This window comes from Pseudomonas sp. R2-37-08W (assembly GCF_003851705.1).
Lineage (GTDB): Bacteria > Pseudomonadota > Gammaproteobacteria > Pseudomonadales > Pseudomonadaceae > Aquipseudomonas.
On record NZ_CP027728.1, the window covers coordinates 1,862,275 to 1,878,347 of the forward strand.

Annotated in this window: 18 protein-coding genes and 1 pseudogene; 11 read left to right on the forward strand and 8 right to left on the reverse strand. The window is 60.6% G+C overall.

The genetic code is table 11. The features are described from left to right. Nucleotides 1-5 precede the first annotated feature (5 nt). The 3 genes from C4J93_RS08635 to cysB all read left to right on the forward strand — a co-directional run bounded on the left by C4J93_RS08635 (nucleotide 6) and on the right by cysB (nucleotide 2,569). Nucleotides 6-923, forward strand: coding sequence for a 5'-nucleotidase (locus C4J93_RS08635; RefSeq protein WP_124361901.1), 918 nt, complete (start codon nucleotides 6-8; stop codon nucleotides 921-923). 65 nt (nucleotides 924-988) lie between these two features. Then, entirely contained in the window at nucleotides 989-1,495 is a 507-nt protein-coding gene (locus C4J93_RS08640; protein ID WP_124403512.1) for a universal stress protein, read from the forward strand. 99 nt (nucleotides 1,496-1,594) lie between these two features. Further along, the gene (cysB, locus tag C4J93_RS08645) at nucleotides 1,595-2,569 is read left to right on the forward strand and encodes an HTH-type transcriptional regulator CysB (RefSeq protein ID WP_124429094.1); all 975 of its coding nucleotides are present in this window, start codon (nucleotides 1,595-1,597) and stop codon (nucleotides 2,567-2,569) included. A 39-nt stretch (nucleotides 2,570-2,608) separates the two neighbouring features. Here the strand turns inward: cysB and C4J93_RS08650 are convergent, their stop codons facing one another. Continuing rightward, nucleotides 2,609-3,091 carry a GreA/GreB family elongation factor gene (locus C4J93_RS08650; RefSeq protein ID WP_124370122.1) on the reverse strand — a complete coding sequence of 161 codons (483 nt, stop codon included), beginning with the start codon at nucleotides 3,089-3,091 and terminating at the stop codon, nucleotides 2,609-2,611. 5 nt (nucleotides 3,092-3,096) lie between these two features. Further along, entirely contained in the window at nucleotides 3,097-3,465 is a 369-nt protein-coding gene (locus C4J93_RS08655) for a hypothetical protein (RefSeq protein WP_124366375.1), read from the reverse strand. A gap of 132 nt (nucleotides 3,466-3,597) precedes the next feature. On the opposite strand from C4J93_RS08655, the gene earP reads away from it, so the two are divergent. Both earP and C4J93_RS08665 read left to right on the forward strand, forming a co-directional pair. Further along, nucleotides 3,598-4,731 (forward strand): elongation factor P maturation arginine rhamnosyltransferase EarP, encoded by a 1,134-nt coding sequence (gene earP, locus C4J93_RS08660; RefSeq protein ID WP_124429095.1) that lies wholly within the window; start codon nucleotides 3,598-3,600, stop codon nucleotides 4,729-4,731. Nucleotides 4,732-4,780: 49 nt separating this feature from the next. Next, the gene (locus C4J93_RS08665) at nucleotides 4,781-5,353 is read left to right on the forward strand and encodes an elongation factor P (RefSeq protein WP_003172723.1); all 573 of its coding nucleotides are present in this window, start codon (nucleotides 4,781-4,783) and stop codon (nucleotides 5,351-5,353) included. Between the two features lie 65 nt (nucleotides 5,354-5,418). On the opposite strand, the gene C4J93_RS08670 is transcribed toward C4J93_RS08665, so the two are convergent. The 4 genes from C4J93_RS08670 to C4J93_RS08685 form a co-directional block, all read right to left on the reverse strand. After that, nucleotides 5,419-6,435 carry an alpha/beta hydrolase gene (locus C4J93_RS08670; protein ID WP_124429096.1) on the reverse strand — a complete coding sequence of 339 codons (1,017 nt, stop codon included), beginning with the start codon at nucleotides 6,433-6,435 and terminating at the stop codon, nucleotides 5,419-5,421. Nucleotides 6,436-6,460: 25 nt separating this feature from the next. Next, nucleotides 6,461-6,880, reverse strand: coding sequence for an organic hydroperoxide resistance protein (locus C4J93_RS08675; protein ID WP_124429097.1), 420 nt, complete (start codon nucleotides 6,878-6,880; stop codon nucleotides 6,461-6,463). A 233-nt stretch (nucleotides 6,881-7,113) separates the two neighbouring features. Then, nucleotides 7,114-7,566 carry a MarR family winged helix-turn-helix transcriptional regulator gene (locus tag C4J93_RS08680; protein WP_124429098.1) on the reverse strand — a complete coding sequence of 151 codons (453 nt, stop codon included), beginning with the start codon at nucleotides 7,564-7,566 and terminating at the stop codon, nucleotides 7,114-7,116. Nucleotides 7,567-7,647: 81 nt separating this feature from the next. After that, entirely contained in the window at nucleotides 7,648-8,598 is a 951-nt protein-coding gene (locus C4J93_RS08685; protein WP_124409390.1) for a LysR family transcriptional regulator, read from the reverse strand. A gap of 108 nt (nucleotides 8,599-8,706) precedes the next feature. Here C4J93_RS08685 and C4J93_RS08690 point away from each other — a divergent pair. Further along, a pseudogene (locus tag C4J93_RS08690) lies at nucleotides 8,707-9,449 on the forward strand (sulfite exporter TauE/SafE family protein). Here C4J93_RS08690 and C4J93_RS08695 read toward each other — a convergent pair. After that, nucleotides 9,439-10,320 carry a LysR family transcriptional regulator gene (locus C4J93_RS08695; protein ID WP_124429099.1) on the reverse strand — a complete coding sequence of 294 codons (882 nt, stop codon included), beginning with the start codon at nucleotides 10,318-10,320 and terminating at the stop codon, nucleotides 9,439-9,441. The pseudogene C4J93_RS08690 and the gene C4J93_RS08695 sit on opposite strands and share 11 nt — an antisense overlap. Before the next feature lie 70 nt (nucleotides 10,321-10,390). On the opposite strand from C4J93_RS08695, the gene C4J93_RS08700 reads away from it, so the two are divergent. Further along, nucleotides 10,391-10,597 carry a DUF1127 domain-containing protein gene (locus C4J93_RS08700; RefSeq protein WP_256660160.1) on the forward strand — a complete coding sequence of 69 codons (207 nt, stop codon included), beginning with the start codon at nucleotides 10,391-10,393 and terminating at the stop codon, nucleotides 10,595-10,597. A gap of 45 nt (nucleotides 10,598-10,642) precedes the next feature. After that, nucleotides 10,643-11,872, forward strand: a complete 1,230-nt coding sequence (locus tag C4J93_RS08705) for a winged helix-turn-helix domain-containing protein (protein ID WP_124429101.1) — start codon at nucleotides 10,643-10,645, stop codon at nucleotides 11,870-11,872. 95 nt (nucleotides 11,873-11,967) lie between these two features. On the opposite strand, the gene C4J93_RS08710 is transcribed toward C4J93_RS08705, so the two are convergent. Further along, entirely contained in the window at nucleotides 11,968-13,314 is a 1,347-nt protein-coding gene (locus tag C4J93_RS08710) for a class II 3-deoxy-7-phosphoheptulonate synthase (protein WP_124429102.1), read from the reverse strand. 125 nt (nucleotides 13,315-13,439) lie between these two features. Between C4J93_RS08710 and C4J93_RS08715 the strand changes: the two genes are divergently transcribed. From C4J93_RS08715 to C4J93_RS08725, 3 genes are all read left to right on the forward strand, one after another. Continuing rightward, nucleotides 13,440-14,195, forward strand: coding sequence for a spermidine synthase (locus tag C4J93_RS08715; RefSeq protein ID WP_124370132.1), 756 nt, complete (start codon nucleotides 13,440-13,442; stop codon nucleotides 14,193-14,195). Nucleotides 14,196-14,832: 637 nt separating this feature from the next. Further along, nucleotides 14,833-15,141, forward strand: coding sequence for a transposase (locus C4J93_RS27345; protein WP_256658866.1), 309 nt, complete (start codon nucleotides 14,833-14,835; stop codon nucleotides 15,139-15,141). Between the two features lie 8 nt (nucleotides 15,142-15,149). Further along, nucleotides 15,150-15,980, forward strand: a complete 831-nt coding sequence (locus C4J93_RS08725) for an IS3 family transposase (protein WP_256660187.1) — start codon at nucleotides 15,150-15,152, stop codon at nucleotides 15,978-15,980. The last annotated feature ends 93 nt before the right edge of the window (nucleotides 15,981-16,073 follow it).

A 16,073-nucleotide genomic window follows, 5' to 3' on the forward strand; every position in this document is an offset into this window, starting at 1 on the left:
AGCACATGGCGACAGGATTGAGCGACAAACTGGTGCTGGCGATTTCATCGCGGGCCTTGTTCGATTTGAGCGAGAGCCACACGGTGTACCTCGCCGAAGGGGTGGAGCCCTATCGCAAATACCAGATCGAGCACGAGGAGGAAATCCTCGAACCCGGCGATGCCTTTCCGCTGGTCAAGAAACTGCTGAGCCTCAATGCCAGCCTCGGGCGTGCCCGTGTCGAGGTGGTCTTGGTGTCACGCAACAGCGCCGATACCGGCTTGCGAGTGTTCAACTCGATCCAGCATTACGGCCTGGATATTTCCCGCGCCGCTTTCGTCGGAGGGCGTAGTCCCTATCCGTATCTGGCCGCCTTTGGTTGTCATCTGTTTCTGTCGACCCATGCCGAGGATGTGCGCAGTGCCCTCGACGCCGGTTTTGCGGCGGCGACTATTTTGTCCGGTGGTGCGCGTCGGGCGTCGAGCGAGGAATTGCGCATCGCCTTCGATGGTGATGCGGTGCTGTTTTCCGACGAGTCCGAGCGCGTCTACCAGGCTGGCGGGTTGGAAGCATTCCAGGCCAGCGAGCGCGAGTCGGCGCGCCAGCCGTTGCACGGTGGCCCGTTCAAGGGCTTCCTGGCGGCGCTCAACCTGTTGCAGCGTGAGTTCGCCGATGAGGCCTGCCCGATTCGCACCGCACTGGTCACCGCGCGCTCGGCGCCATCCCACGAGCGGGTCATTCGTACGTTGCGCGAATGGGATATCCGCCTGGATGAATCGCTGTTCCTGGGTGGCCTGGATAAATCCGCGTTCCTGGAAGCATTCGCCGCCGATGTGTTCTTCGATGACCAGGCCGGCCATTGTGAAAGAGCCAGGCAGGTCGTGGCCACCGGGCACGTGCCGCATGGCATCAGTAATGAGTTGAAAATCCAGGGCGAGCGCTGAGTCGTACCCCCTGGGCGCTGCTAAGCTGATTTAATCTCCGCCATCCTGGCAGTCCAGGGGGTTCTATGATTCGTTCGATACTGTACGCCACGGATCTTGGCCTGTATGCGCCGTACGTCATGCAACATGCCCTGGCGTTGGCGCGAACGTTCAAGGCAGATTTGTATGTGATTCATGTGGTGGAGCCCATCGGGTTGTTCGCAGAGTCGGTGTTGCAGAGCTACCTTGATGAAAAGGCGCTCAGCGAATGGCAGAGCCAGGGGCTGAGCACGGTCATGGCAACGATCGAGCAGCGGGTGCTCGACAGCTTTCGCGAGGAGTTGGGGGACGGGGAGCAGGACCTGGAGTTGATTCGTTCGGTGCGGGTGATCCAGGGCGACCCTTGCGAGGTGATTCTCGACCAACTGCATAAACTTTCCGTGGACCTGTTGATCGTAGGGAGTCATAGCCAAGCCAGCGCGGCGGCGACACCGCTTGGGCGTACCGCCGCACGGTTGCTGCAGCTGGCGAGCGTGCCGGTTTACCTGGTGCCGTCGCTGCAACGTCGACGCAGCGATGATATGGATCGGTAAAAAAAACGATAAAAAGTTCTAGATTTATATATCTTACCTTTAATATAGTTATATACCGTCGCTGATACCCGTGGCGTCTATCTGCTTTGAGGGATTCATATGAAGCTTCAACAACTGCGCTACATCTGGGAAGTGGCGCACCACGACCTCAACGTTTCCGCTACCGCTCAAAGCCTTTACACGTCGCAACCCGGTATCAGCAAGCAGATCCGCCTGCTCGAAGACGAGCTGGGCGTTGAAGTGTTCGCGCGCAGCGGCAAGCATCTGACCCGCGTCACCCCGGCCGGCGAGCGCATCATCACCACGGCCGGTGAGATTCTGCGCAAAGTCGAGAGCATCAAGCAGATCGCCCAGGAATTCTCCAACGAGAAGAAGGGCACGCTGTCGATTGCCACCACCCACACCCAGGCACGCTACGCCTTGCCGCCGGTGATCCGTGATTTCATCAAGCAATACCCGGACGTGGCGTTGCACATGCACCAGGGCTCGCCGATGCAGATCGCCGAGATGGCAGCTGATGGCACCGTCGATTTCGCGATCGCCACCGAAGCCCTGGAGCTGTTCGGTGATTTGGTGATGATGCCGTGCTACCGCTGGAACCGTTGCGTGGTCGTGCCCCAGGGGCACCCACTGGCCAAGTTGTCGAAGCTGACCCTGGAAGCCCTGGCGGAATATCCCATCGTCACCTACGTGTTTGGTTTCACCGGTCGTTCGAAGCTCGACGAAGCCTTCAGCCACCGTGGCCTCACGCCGAAAGTGGTGTTCACCGCAGCCGACGCCGACGTGATCAAGACTTACGTACGCCTGGGCCTGGGCGTGGGCATCGTCGCCAAGATGGCGGTCGACACCCAGCTCGATAAAGACCTGGTGGTGCTCGATGCCAGCGAGCTGTTCGAGTCCAGCGTGACCAAGATCGGCTTCCGTCGTGGCACCTTCCTGCGCGGTTTCATGTGCGATTTCATCGAGAAATTCGCCCCGCACCTGACCCGCGAAGTGATGGCCAAGGCGATCCAGTGCCACAACAAGCAGGAACTCGAAGAACTGTTCGACGGCGTTGAACTGCCGATTCACTGATCCGTGTGGCGAGGGAGCCAGCGCCCTCGCCACCGCGCTTTATCTGGCCTCGGTAACCGTGAAATGTTGCCGGGCGCCCGCCACCAGAATCTCTACCTCATCCTCGACACGCTTGCCCAGCAGGCTTTTGCCCAAGGGCGAGCGCGGGGTGATGACGGTTACCGGCTGGCCGACCACTTCAACCTTCAACCCCGCGGCATCCGGCGCCAGGAACAGCCATTGCTGGCGACCGTTCTCGTCTTCCAGGCCCAGCAGCGTACCCACTTCGATCCCGCGTTGGTCATCGTACGCACGCACCTGCAGGTTCTGGCACAGCGCCAGTGACTGCTTGATCTCTTCGACCCGCTTGGCCTGGCCGGCCGCCAGATACGATGCCTCCAGCCCCAAGGTGTCGTACTTGTTTTCTGCGATGTTCTCCTCGTGTGTCGCTGTCTCGTAGGCGGTTTGCGCGGCGCGCTGGGCGATGTCGAGGTCGGCGCAGAGTTTTTCCAGGATCAGCTGGAGGACGGCGTGTTTATTCATGATCTCTAATCGCAGAATTGCAGGACATTGGCTTTGGATTTTTCATTTGGAGCGTTCTGATCCTGTTGCAGCCAGAACTGGCATTTGGGGTTGGCCAGGTTGCGCGCATTGCTTCGGGCCTGGTCCAGGGCTTGTTGCTGCTCCTGTTTTTGCAGGTTCTGCTGGTACTGCTCGAACATACGGTTCGGCGGCTCCGGCGCGACGACGGTCGGCTTACCCAGTTGCTGCACCGCCTGGGCCACGGGTGCCAGGCTCTGCGGGAACAGGTAGCGCGATGCCAGCCAGCTGGTCAGCGCAATGGCGATAAACCCCAGCCACACGCCTGCGGCAATGGCGATACACAGCTTGAACAGCGACAGTGGACGGTCAGACATGATGGCCTCCTGGCAGGCATTGACGGCGTGGCAGCGATTGTCGCACAGCCACTGCGCAGAATAATCGCGATCAAGCCTTCTGCATCGGCGCATTTATGCGGACAATCGAGCCTTTGAGTCGTGGAGCCCGGAATGAAAGCCCGCTGGGATATTTTTTGCAGCGTCGTCGATAACTACGGCGACATCGGCGTGACCTGGCGCCTGGCCCGCCAATTGGTCGCGGAGCACGCGTGCGATGTGCGCCTGTGGGTCGATGACCTGCGCGCCTTCGAGCGCATGTGCCCACAGATCGATGTAAACCTGGCGCAGCAATGGCAAGCGGGTGTGGATGTGCGCCACTGGCCGTTTGACTGGTCGACAACGCCTGCGGCCGATGTGGTGATTGCCGCGTTCGCTTGCCAGCTGCCGCCTGACTACATGGAAGCCATGGCCGCGCGTGAACGCACGCCGTTGTGGATGAACCTGGATTACCTCAGCGCCGAGGACTGGGTGGTGGGCTGTCACCGCCTGCCGTCGGTGAAGTTCAAGGGGGTGCAGAAGTACTTCTTTTTTCCGGGCTTTCGTCCAGGCACCGGCGGGCTGTTGCGTGAGGCGGGGTTGCTGCAACAGCGTCAGGCTTTTCAGCAAGATGCCGATGCGCAGCGACAATTCCTGAAAAGCCTGGGCGTATTTCCGCTTGCCGATGTGCGCCTGATCTCACTGTTCGCCTACGAAAACGCCGGGCTCGGCAGTTGGCTGGACGTGTTGTCGACAGACGGGCGTGCCACTCATCTGTTGGTGCCGGAAGGGCGCATCCTGGGTGACGTGCAGCGCTGGCTGGGCGAGGAGGGGTTGACGGCAGGGGCTGTTCACCAGCGCGGGGCCTTGACTGTGCAAGTGCTGCCGTTCGTGCGCCAGGCCCAGTACGACCTTTTGCTGTGGTGCTGTGACATCAATGCCGTGCGTGGCGAAGATTCGTTCGTGCGCGCCCAGTGGGCCGGGCGCCCGTTGCTGTGGCACATCTATCGTCAGGACGAAGACATCCATCTGGACAAGCTCGATGCGTTCCTCGAGCTGTACACCGCCGCATTGTCGCCGGCGGCCAAGGCGGCGCTGGTTGCACTCTGGCAAGCCTGGAATACCGAGGGGGATATGGCCCAACCCTGGAAAATGCTGCTGGAGCACTGGCCGGAACTCAGCCAGCATGCGCAAGACTGGTGTCTGGAACAGGGCTTGCAGGCCGATCTTGCGACGGCGCTGGTACAGTTTTATGAAAGTTGGATATGATACGCCACCTTGATTTTTGTAAATCCCATCCAAATTTCGGATATATGCAATGAAAACTGGTAAAGAACTGAAACCCGGTACAGTGATCCGTCTCGAAAACGACCCTTGGCTGGTTCAGAAAGCTGAGTTCACCAAGTCTGGTCGTAACAGCGCCATCATGAAGACCAAGCTGAAGAACCTGCTGACCGGTTACAAGACCGAGATCGTCTACAGCGCCGATGACAAACTGGACGACGTGATCCTCGACCGCAAGGAAGCGACCCTGTCCTTCATCAGCGGCGACACCTACACGTTCATGGACACCACCGACTACACCATGTACGAGCTGAACGCTGAAGATATCGAAGCCGTTCTGCCGTTCATCGAAGAAGGCATGGAAGACGTCTGCGAAGCGATCTTCTTCGAAGAGCGCCTGGTTTCCGTAGAGCTGCCGACCACCATCGTGCGTAAAGTGGCCTACACCGAAGGTTCCGCTCGCGGCGACACTTCCGGCAAGGTGATGAAGCCTGCCAAACTGAGCAACGGTACCGAGCTGCAAGTAGCCGATTTCATCGAAATCGACGACCTGATCGAGATCGACACCCGCGAAGGTGGTTCGTACAAAGGTCGCGCCAAGAAGTAATTCTGGCCCTGCCTTACGAACGGAAAAGCCCGACCATGCGTCGGGCTTTTTTGTGCCTGCGGGGTTTACTTCAGGTGTTGCTTGAGTTCGTCCGACGCTTGCAGCAATGCCGAGCGCACCGCCGGTACCTGGCTGACCACGTTCAGCAAACCGTAGTCGTGGATCATGCCGTTGTAGCGTACGGCAGTCACCGGCACGCCGGCCTGATCGAGCTTGCGGGCGTAGGCTTCACCCTCGTCACGCAGTACATCGGCGCCAGCGGTTTGCACCATCGCCGGTGGCAACCCCTTGAGTTGATCAGGGGTGGCTCGTAGTGGCGAGGCGTAGATCTCGGCGCGCTGGTTGGCGTCGGTGGTGTAATTGTCCCAGAACCATTTCATCATGTTCCGGGTGAGGAAGTGCCCTTCGGCGTACTGGTTGTAGGAACCCGTGTCGAAGTTGGCATCGGTCACCGGCCACAGCAGCAGTTGGAACTTGATCGCCGGCGTACCCTTGTCCTTGGCCATCAGGCTGACCACCGCTGCCATGTTGCCGCCGACACTGTTGCCCGCGACCGCCAGGCGCTTGCCATCGACGTTGATCTCTTTACCGTGCTCGGCCACCCATTTGGTCGCGCCGTAGGCTTGGTTGATCGCCACCGGATAACGCACTTCTGGTGACGGCGTGTAGTTGACGAACACCGCCACCGCCCCCGAACCCACCACCAGGTCCCGCACCAGGCGTTCATGGGTGGGGTAATCCCCCAGCACCCAGCCACCGCCGTGGAAGAACATGAACACCGGCAAAGTGCCCTTGGCCCCGGCTGGACGCACAATGGTCAGGTCCAGCGGCTGGCCGTCGACCTGAATGGTCTTCTGGCTCACGTCTGCCTTGGGCAGGCTCAACTTCACCCCGGCCTGGGCACCTGTCAGCACCGCACGGGCCTGGTGGGGCGTCAATTGCTCGATCGGCTTGCCGGTGCCGGCGTTCAGCGCATCCAGGAAACCCTGGGTGCTGTGCTCCACATCACCGCTAGCGGCGAAGGCGGTGCTGATGGACAGGGCAAGCAGGCTGCCGGTGAGCGCTTTAGCAAAGGTGTTCATGGTTTTCTCCGATCTGGGCGCGTGGTTAAACCGTTACGTGCAGGCGCACATCAACGTTGCCGCGAGTGGCGTTGGAGTACGGGCAGACCTGGTGGGCGGCGTCGACCAGGCTTTGCGCATCGTCTTGCGCCAGGCCTGGCAGGCTGATGTGCAGGTCGATGTCCAAGCCGAAGCCACCAGGGATCTGGCCGATGCCCACATGGGCGGTGATCGAAGCGTCATCCGGGATCTTGCGTTTGGCCTGGCTGGCGACGAATTTCAGCGCGCCGATAAAGCAGGCCGAGTAGCCGGCAGCGAACAGCTGTTCAGGGTTGGTGGCCTGGCCGCCAGCGCCGCCCAATTCCTTGGGGGTGGAGAGTTTGACGTCGAGGATGTTGTCGCTGGAGACAGCGCGACCATCACGGCCGCCGGTGGCGGTGGCTACTGCGGTATAGAGCGTTTGCATGGTGTCGTCCTCTGTGTTGTTAGCGCTAAATGTTTGTGCGCTAAGTAGTTGGTGAGATGAATGTATAGCGCTAATGTTTAGTGCGCAAGATAAATTTATAAATATTTTTGGGCGTTGGGAAAACAATGTGGGAGGGGGCTTGCCCCCGATGGCGGTGTGCCAGCCACTCAATGCGTATCTGGCCCACCGCTATCGGGAGCAAGCCCCCTCCCACATGTTCAGTATTTGCTTCTTCAGATTGCGTTCTGCAGGTTGCTGCGCAGGGCAATCAAATCCGCCTGCAGCTTGCGTAGCTGCTCCAGTTCCAGTCCGCTGGCACCCAGGATGCACTGGGGAATACCCGTCGCCCGGTCCTGCAGCGCCCGCCCGGCGTCGGTCAACTCCACCACCACCACGCGTTCGTCTTCGCGGCTGCGGGTGCGGCTCAACAGGCCTTCGGCTTCAAGGCGCTTGAGCAGCGGGGTCAGGGAGCCGGGGTCGGTGAGCAGGCGATTGCTGATTTCACCGACGGTCAAACCATCTTCTTCCCACAGTACCATCATGGCCAGGTACTGCGGATAGGTCAGGCCGAGCGCCTGGAGGAGAGGCTTGTAGACCTTGGTCATCAGCAGCGAGGTGGAATGCAACGCGAAACATAGCTGGTTATCCAGCATCAAGGATTCGCAGGGTGTGGGATTCTTGCTCATGGCGGTGCCTCGAAAAAAGCCTGTATGGGCTGGAATCTAGCGGGCAAATCTTTAATGCACCAGATAATTCTGCCCGGACGGTCAGACCATGGTGCTTCGCAGGGCCAGATCCCAGGGTGGCACCGGGCTGAAACGGGACTTCAGGTATTCCAGCAGCAATCGGCTGCGCGCATTGGGTTGTTGTTCCAGGCGTAGCGCGTAAATGCCGGTGGTTTCCGGGCTGGGCAAGCCGTTTTCACAAAACAGGGGCAAGAGTTCACCGCGCACCAAGTATTCGCTGGCCAGCCATGTCGGCAGGTGTGCAATACCCAACCCCGCCAGGGCGCCGCTGAGCAGAGCTTCGGCATTGTTGGCACTCATACGGATACGGCGAGGGCGGTAGATGGCGCGGCGCCCGTCCAATTCGAAGCGCCAGGCGAACATCGGCGCCAACCCGTCCCAATCCAGGCCGTCATGTTCGCTCAGCTCCCGCGGGTGCGTCGGCGTACCGCGGCTTTTCAGGTAGCCCGGACTGGCGCAGGCGATGCGCACAATACTGGCGAGCGGCGTGGCGATCAGCCGGGTATCGGCAATATGCCCGGCGCGCAGCACCAGGTCGACCTTGCCCAAATGCGCGCCCTGCATATCAACAAAGCTGTCGATCAGATGCAGGTGCACATCCAGCCCAGGGTACACCTTCAGGAAATCTGCAATCACCGGCGCCAGGTGCCGTCGCCCGAAAGCCGCCGGTGCATCCATGCGGATCAGGCCTTCCGGCGCATGGCTCAACGACACGGCTTCGGCGCGCGCCAGTTGCAATTCACTCACAATCCGTCGCGCCCGCTCGGCAAACGCCAGGCCAGCCGGGGTGGGCACCACCGCATGGGTGCTGCGCTGGAACAGGCGGCTGCCGACTGAGTTTTCCAGGCTGTCGATACGCCGCGCCACGGCCGAAGGGGTCAGCGGATGGCGGCGCGCAGCGGCGGAAAAACTGCCGGTTTCGAGTACATCAAGAAACAGGCCCAGTTGGTCGGTGAGGGTATTGGGATTCATCGGCTCATGCTTATGCGAGGTTGGCACAACCATTGTGCGTTGCTGTGCGTTTCCGTGCCAGGGCCGACTGCGTAGCATGCAAGGCTTGGGATGACGGAGTAGCGAGCGGTGTCGGATTTAGCGATGTACCTGGTATTGGGCGCGGCCCTTGGCACAGTGGGCGGCTTGTTTGGCATTGGAGGCGGGCTGATTGCCATCCCCGTGCTGGGGGTGCTGTTCGGCCTGGATCAGCAGATCGCCCAAGGTACTGCGCTGGTCATGGTAGTACCCAACGTGATGCTGGCCCTGTGGCGCTATCACCAGCGCAACCGCATCGAGCTGCGCCACGCCTTGCCGCTGGGTGTGATGGGCTTCAGCTTTGCCTGGCTTGGATCGATCTGGGCGGTAGGCCTGGATGCCGGGGCGATGCGGATTGGGTTTATCGTGTTTTTGGTGGTGCTGGCGGCCTACAACCTGTTGCGCATGTTCACCCGCAACGCACCGCCGACCGCGCAAATGCGCTATTCCTGGCCTTGGTTGGGGGTTCTCGGCGCAGCGTCGGGCGCCATGGGCGGGCTGTTTGGCGTGGGTGGCGCGGTGGTGGCCACGCCGGTGCTGACCAGTGTTTTTGGCACCACCCAGGTTGTCGCCCAGGGCTTGCGTTGGCGCTGCCCAGCACCGGAGTGACGCTGGTCACCTACGCCTGGCACCACCAGGTGGACTGGCTGATCGGCGTGCCGTTGGCGGTGGGCGGCCTGCTCAGTATCAGCTGGGGCGTGAAAGTCGCTCATGCGCTGCCCGAGCGCGTATTGCGTGGCCTGTTCTGCGGCTTCCTGGTGGTGTGCGCGGTGATGCTGACCTTTAAAGTCTGAAGCCTTCGAGGATGTAGTCGGCCAGGCATTCGGTGATGGGCGACGTCATCTGCGGATTGCGCAACAAGCGCAGGTGCATCGACGGCAAGGGTGGGAGGCCTTCGTCGCTGCCGAGTACGCGCAGGTCCTGGGGCACCAGGCTTTCCATGCTGATCATTGCCGCCAGGCCGGCACTGACGACTGCCAGGATCGCCGCGCCGTTGGAGCTGTGATAGGCCAGGCGATAATCCCGTCCGGCCGCATCCAGTGCCGCTCGCGCCCACTGCGTGTAAACGCAGTCTTCGCCGGAAACCGCCAGCGGCATGGCGTCATGCTCGTCCACGCAGAAACACGGCGAGGCGGCCCACACCATGCGCTCAGTGCGCAGGAATTCACCGAGATCATTGCCGGGCTCGCGGCTGATCACGGTCAGTGCCAGGTCCCGGCGCTGCATCAGCACCGTTGACGACTCGCAGTGCAGTTCGATCTGGATCAGCGGGTAAGCCTTGGAAAACTGCTTGAGGATGCCCGGCAGGAAGCGCATCACGTAATCGTCCGGCGTGCCGATGCGTACCAGGCCCACCATATGCGGCTCGCGCAGGGTGTTGAATACTTCGCTGTGCAATTTCAGGATGCGCCGCGCATAACCCAGCAACACTTGGCCCTCGGGGGTCAGCCGCACCTGACGGCCATCGCGTTCGAACAGCTTGCGCTGCAGCACGTCTTCTTCCAAGCGTTTCATCTGCATGCTCACCGCCGACTGGGTGCGGTTGACCAGCTCGCCGGCCCGGGTAAAACCACCCTGATCGGCGATGGCGACGAAGGTGCGCAGCACTTCGGTGTCGATGCTGGGGTACGTGGACAATTGATCAATCTCCGAGATGTGTTTCATAAGAAACATTCGTTGGATTGATCATAAGCCCAGGCACACACTGGCGTCATCTCCACTGGAGGGCGAGAAGATGAAAGGTCAAACAGGTGTTGTATTGATGGCGAAGTGGCCGCTTTCCGGGCTTCTTCATACGATTTCGCGTTGGCAGGCGCTGCATCGTGAACGCCAGATGCTGGCGGGCATGAGCGACGACGCGCTCAAGGATATCGGTCTTAACCGTATCGATGTGGAGCAGGAAATCCATCGGCATTTCTGGGAAGACCCGCTGCGAAAGTAACCGGGAATGCAGTAGGGTAGGACGCGCGTATTCAAGGAGCTACCCATGCCCGCCGTCCTGTCCTTTTCCCTCAAGCAAGCACGACGCATGGCGCTGGCAGCCCAGGGGTTTTCCGGGCGCCAGCCGCCAGCACAGATAAAAGCCGCGCACCTCAACCGTGTGATCGAGCGCCTCGGTGTGCTGCAGATCGATTCGGTCAATGCCGTGGTGCGCTCCCATTACCTGCCGCTGTTTTCTCGGTTGGGCCGTTATTCTCCCTTGATGCTCGAACAGGCCGCCTGGAGCCAGGGGCGGCAGCGCTCGCTGTTCGAATATTGGGGGCACGAAGCTTCGTTGCTGCCCTTGGCGCTGTACCCAATGATGCGCTGGCGCATGGAGCGGGCTAAACAAGGGCAGGGGATCTACGCGCAAATGGCGCGATTCGGGCGTGAGCAGCAGAGCACTGTCCAGCGCGTACTGCGCGCCGTTGAAGAGCAGGGCGCCTTGGGCGCGGGCAGTTTGTCGACCCGCGAGGTGCGTGCCGGGCCCTGGTGGGATTGGAGCGACGAGAAGCACGCGTTGGAATGGCTGTTCGCGGCCGGTCTGGTCACCGTTGCCGGGCGGCGTGGCTTTGAACGCCTCTATGACTTGCCCGAACGGGTACTCCCCGCCGAAATCCTTCAAGCCAACCTGAACGAAGCCGAGGCCCAGCGGGGCTTGTTGTTGCACAGCGCAACCGCCCTGGGAGTGGCCACTGAAAAAGACCTGCGCGATTACTTTCGCCTCGCACCAGTCGACAGCCGCCAGCGCCTGGCCGAGCTGATCGAGGATGGGCAGCTGCTGAACTGCGAGGTGCAAGGCTGGAAGCAGCCGGCGTATTGCTTGCCGGCACCCAAAGTGCCACGCAACGTGCCGGCCAGCGCCTTGCTGTCGCCCTTTGATTCGTTGATCTGGGAGCGTGCCCGTACCGAGCGCCTGTTCGATTTCCGTTACCGGCTGGAAATTTACACCCCGCAACACAAGCGGGTGTACGGCTACTACGTGCTGCCGTTTTTGCACAACGAGCGGATCGCTGCGCGCGTCGATGTGCGCGCCGAACGGGCCAACGGCTGCCTGGCGGTGCATGCGGTGCACGAGGAAGAGCCGGGCCTGGATGACCAGGGGATGTCGGCATTGGCGCTGAACCTGCGGCAGATGGCCGATTGGTTGGGGCTGCAACAGGTCGTGCTCAATTGCCAGCGGCCGAGCGCCGCGCGGTTACGGGTGGCAATGCTCGGCCTGGAGGCTGGTCTTTAGGGCGCCATCGGGGGCAAGCCCCCTCCCACAGGAAATGCATTTCACATGTGGGAGGGGGCTTGCTCCCGATGGCGTCAGTCCAGGCGACAACGTCTTCAGCGTTTAACCTGTTTCAAGGTTTCGGCAATCAAAAACGCCAATTCCAGCGACTGATCAGCATTCATCCGCGGGTCGCAGTGGGTGTGATAGCGGTCCGACAAACCGTCCTCGGTGATCGGCCGTGCGCCGCCAATGCACTCGGTGACGTTCTGCCCGGTCATCTCGATATGAATGCCGCCGGCATAGCTGCCTTCAGCCTGGTGTACCTGGAAGAACTCCTTCACTTCGCCGAGGATCTGCGCAAAGTCGCGGGTCTTGTAGCCGCTGCTGGCCTTAATGGTGTTGCCATGCATCGGGTCGCTGCTCCACAGCACGTGCTTGCCTTCGCGCTGCACGGTGCGAATCAGGCCAGGCAGGTGGTCGCCGACCTTATTGGCGCCCATGCGTGCGATCAGGTTCAGGCGGCCAGGGTCGTTGTCCGGGTTGAGGATGTCGATCAGGCGGATCAGGTCGTCCGGGTTCATGCTCGGGCCGACCTTGACCCCGATCGGGTTGTTCACCCCGCGCAGGAACTCGACGTGGGCGCCATCCAGCTGACGAGTACGGTCGCCGATCCAGAGCATATGGGCTGAGCAGTCGTAGTAGTCGTTGGTCAGGCTGTCACGGCGCACGAAGGCTTCTTCATAGTTGAGCAGCAACGCTTCGTGAGCGGTGAAGAAGCTGGTCTCGCGCAGTTGCGGCGAATCGTCCATGCCGCAGGCGCGCATGAAGGCCAGGGTCTCGTCGATGCGGTCGGCCAGTTGGCTGTACTTTTCGGCCAGCGCGGAGTTGGCAATGAAGTCCAGGTTCCACTTGTGCACCTGGTGCAGGTCAGCGAAGCCACCCTGGGCAAACGCGCGCAGCAGGTTGAGGGTGGCGGTGGACTGGTGGTAGCTCTGCAACAGGCGGTCCGGGTCCGGGACGCGGCTCTTTTCGTCGAAGCCGATGCCATTGACGATATCGCCGCGGTAGGCGGGCAGGGTAACGCCGTCGATGGTTTCATCGTTGGACGAGCGCGGCTTGGCGAACTGGCCGGCCATGCGCCCGACCTTCACCACCGGGCAGCCGGCGGCGAAGGTCATGACGATCGCCATCTGCAGCAGCACCTTGAAGGTGTCGCGGATTTTTGCGGCGGAAAACTCGGCAAAGCTCTCGGCGCAGTCACCGCCTTGCAGCAGGAAGGCGCGACCCTGGGTGACTTCGGCAAACTGACGACGCAATTCGCGGGCTTCCCCGGCAAACACCAGCGGCGGGTAACTGGCCAGGCTCTGCTCCACTTGCAGCAGGTGCGCGGCATCCGGGTACCGGGGTTGTTGCTGGATCGGCAGGGCACGCCAGCTGTCGGGGCTCCAGGGTTGGCTCATCATGCACTCGTTGGGTAGGTTGACGTTCGGGCGTCAATGTTAGCAGCAATTAGTGCGTGACCTGCTGCCGTCGCTTGGCCGACAATCGCGCACTTTGCCCCGCAGCCAACCCGTTAGGAGTAGTGATGAGCGAGGAGCGTGTCGAGCGCCTGCTGGCCGAAGTCCATGATGATTTCGGCATGATCCGTGTATTGGAAGTGGCCGATTACCGTTTTCTCGAATTTGGCGATGCCATCGAGCAAAGCTGCGTGTTCACCGCCGACCCGAGCTGGCTGGAGTATGACTACACCCGCGCCATGTTGGTCGGTGCGTTGTGCCATGAACAGCCGGAGAGCGCGCTGTTCCTTGGCCTTGGCGCCGGCACGCTGACCCAGGCCTGCCTCAAGTTCCTGGCGCTTGAGGACGTCGAAGCCATCGAGCTGCGCCCCGACGTACCGCGCCTGGCGATTGAATATCTGGGCCTGGACGATGATCCACGCCTGTATATCCGTATCGGCGATGCCCTGGAGTTGCTCGACAGCGCCGAATCGGCCGACCTGATCTTCGTCGACCTGTACACCGACGTGGGGCCTGGCGTCGGTCACCTGGCCTGGACGTTCCTGGAGAATTGCCAGAAAAAGCTCAATCCCGGCGGTTGGCTGGTGATCAACCAGTGGGCCACCGATGATGGCAAGCCGCTGGGTGCGGCGTTGTTGCGCGGGTTGTATCACCGGCATTACTGGGAACTGCCGGTGAAGGAGGGCAACGTGATTCTGCTGGTGCCTTCGGAGCTGGATCAGGAGCTGGACCTGGAGGCGCTGTCCGCTCGCGCCGAGGCCTTGGCGCCGCGACTGGGGTATTCGTTGCAGGCGTTGATCAAGGCGATTCGGCCGGCGACCTAGGCGTCTGTTCTGGCGCTATCGGGGCATGGGTATCTACACAATTTTGTAGCAGCCTACGGTAACCACGATGCGAAGCGAGCCGCTCTTGATCTTGCTTTTGATCTAGGCGCCCCGTTAAACCACGCTGGCCGTAATCCGATAGTGATTTGGGGGGTAAACCGGCAGGGATGCCGGTTTAGCCGCCCCGCGCCATGGATGGCGCGTGGCGGCGACCCCCCAAATCACTGTCGGATTACGGGCACACCGAGCCTAGGCGAGGTGCCGAGTGGTGGGGCAAGAGCCCTTTGGTTACTTTGGGGCTCTTTTCCAAAGTGACCCGCCGTCAGGGCGGACCCCTAAGCCGCCGTTACCGCAGCAACGGATATGTACTCGCTCTGATCCAACATCCTGGTCGGCTGTCAGGCCGCCATCGGGGGCAAGTCGAATCGTCGCACCGCCCCTCCCACATTTGGAACGCGGGGCATCAGTCAGATAGCTATAGGCCGCCAGGACGCCACGGGAGCAAGCTCCCTCGCCACAGGTTCAGGGCTACGCCAAAGTTGTGTAGATACCCATGGCTATCGGGGGCAAGCTGAACTGGCCTAATGATCCCGGACACCTCTTAAGGGCGATATGATTCGCCCAATCAGGAGGTTCCATGCAACAGCGAAAGACCTACACCCACGAGTTCAAGCAACGTGCTGCAAGCATGGTTCTTGATGATAACTGCTCAGTTCCCGACGTCTGTGCATCGATGGACGTTGGCCCTACGGCTCTGCGCCGCTGGGTTGATCAGGTTCGTAAAGAGCGTCACAAAGGGCAGCCAGTGGCAGGTACCAAGGCTATCAGCGATGAACAGCGAGAGCTTCAACAGCTACGAGCCAAGGTCAAGCGCCTGGAGAGTGAGGCTGAAATCTTAAAAAAGGCTACGGCTCTCTTGATGTCGGATCCCGATCGTTTTTCCTGATCGAGGAACTGAGGGAGTCGAGTTCATATCCGACCAGCCTGCTTTGCAGTGCGCTAGGCGTTTCCCGCAGCGCGTTTTATGACTGGCTTAAGCGTCGCTCAGAGCCGAATACCAAGCGTGACGCGCTTAGAGCAAAAGTCGTGCAACTGCATGACGAAAGCCGGGGAAGTGCGGGTGCACGGATGATCTCTCAGCACTTGAAGGCCCAGCAGATCAAGGTAGGTCGGCATCTGGCCGGAAAACTTATGGCGGAGGCAAATCTGGCCAGCAGACAGCGCCGCCGCCATCAATATCGCTCTAGAGGCGTTGAAGCATTTGTGGCCAAGAACCTGCTTGAGCGTAACTTCGAGCCAACCGCAATTAATCAAGTCTGGTGCGGCGACGTTACCAGCCTAATGGTTGGGAAACGCTGGTATCACTTGGCAGTGGTCATTGATCTGTTCGCCCGCCGAATCGTTGGCTGGGCGTTTTCTCTGATCAATGACGCCAACCTGGTTAGCAAGGCGCTGAGAATGGCGGTGGAGGTTCGAGGCAAACATGCAGGCTTGATGTTTCATTCGGATCAAGGCTGCCAATACACCAGCCAGCTCTTTCAGTCCGCGTTGCTGGAGTATGGGATAACCCAAAGCATGAGCCGCAGAGGGCAGTGCTGGGACAATGCACCAACAGAGCGTTTCTTTGGGACGCTCAAATCAGAGTGGGTGCCCACCAAGGGCTATATGACAGTTGAAGAAGCCAAGCAGGATATGACCAGCTTCTTCATGCGATACAACCGAATCAGGCTCCACAGCTACAACAACTACCTGTCGCCAATAGCCATGGAGCAGGAGGCGGCTTGATCACCGTAATCGGTGTCCGGAAAAACTTGACCAGAACAAGCCCCCTCCCACATTTGGAACGCATTTCAACTGTGGGAGGGGGCTTGCTCCCGA

Bases quoted from the DNA above. Each gene is read 5' to 3' on its own strand.
- cysB (WP_124429094.1), top strand. From the start codon at position 1,595: ATGAAGCTTCAACAACTGCGCTACATCTGGGAAGTGGCGCACCACGAC.
- C4J93_RS08635 (WP_124361901.1), top strand. From the start codon at position 6: ATGGCGACAGGATTGAGCGACAAACTGGTGCTGGCGATTTCATCGCGG.
- C4J93_RS08695 (WP_124429099.1), bottom strand. From the start codon at position 10,320: ATGAAACACATCTCGGAGATTGATCAATTGTCCACGTACCCCAGCATC.
- C4J93_RS08705 (WP_124429101.1), top strand. From the start codon at position 10,643: ATGCCCGCCGTCCTGTCCTTTTCCCTCAAGCAAGCACGACGCATGGCG.
- C4J93_RS08680 (WP_124429098.1), bottom strand. From the start codon at position 7,566: ATGAGCAAGAATCCCACACCCTGCGAATCCTTGATGCTGGATAACCAG.
- C4J93_RS08655 (WP_124366375.1), bottom strand. From the start codon at position 3,465: ATGTCTGACCGTCCACTGTCGCTGTTCAAGCTGTGTATCGCCATTGCC.
- C4J93_RS08700 (WP_256660160.1), top strand. From the start codon at position 10,391: ATGAAAGGTCAAACAGGTGTTGTATTGATGGCGAAGTGGCCGCTTTCC.
- C4J93_RS08710 (WP_124429102.1), bottom strand. From the start codon at position 13,314: ATGAGCCAACCCTGGAGCCCCGACAGCTGGCGTGCCCTGCCGATCCAG.
- C4J93_RS08640 (WP_124403512.1), top strand. From the start codon at position 989: ATGATTCGTTCGATACTGTACGCCACGGATCTTGGCCTGTATGCGCCG.
- C4J93_RS08670 (WP_124429096.1), bottom strand. From the start codon at position 6,435: ATGAACACCTTTGCTAAAGCGCTCACCGGCAGCCTGCTTGCCCTGTCC.
- C4J93_RS27345 (WP_256658866.1), top strand. From the start codon at position 14,833: ATGCAACAGCGAAAGACCTACACCCACGAGTTCAAGCAACGTGCTGCA.
- C4J93_RS08650 (WP_124370122.1), bottom strand. From the start codon at position 3,091: ATGAATAAACACGCCGTCCTCCAGCTGATCCTGGAAAAACTCTGCGCC.
- C4J93_RS08665 (WP_003172723.1), top strand. From the start codon at position 4,781: ATGAAAACTGGTAAAGAACTGAAACCCGGTACAGTGATCCGTCTCGAA.
- C4J93_RS08685 (WP_124409390.1), bottom strand. From the start codon at position 8,598: ATGAATCCCAATACCCTCACCGACCAACTGGGCCTGTTTCTTGATGTA.
- C4J93_RS08715 (WP_124370132.1), top strand. From the start codon at position 13,440: ATGAGCGAGGAGCGTGTCGAGCGCCTGCTGGCCGAAGTCCATGATGAT.
- earP (WP_124429095.1), top strand. From the start codon at position 3,598: ATGAAAGCCCGCTGGGATATTTTTTGCAGCGTCGTCGATAACTACGGC.
- C4J93_RS08675 (WP_124429097.1), bottom strand. From the start codon at position 6,880: ATGCAAACGCTCTATACCGCAGTAGCCACCGCCACCGGCGGCCGTGAT.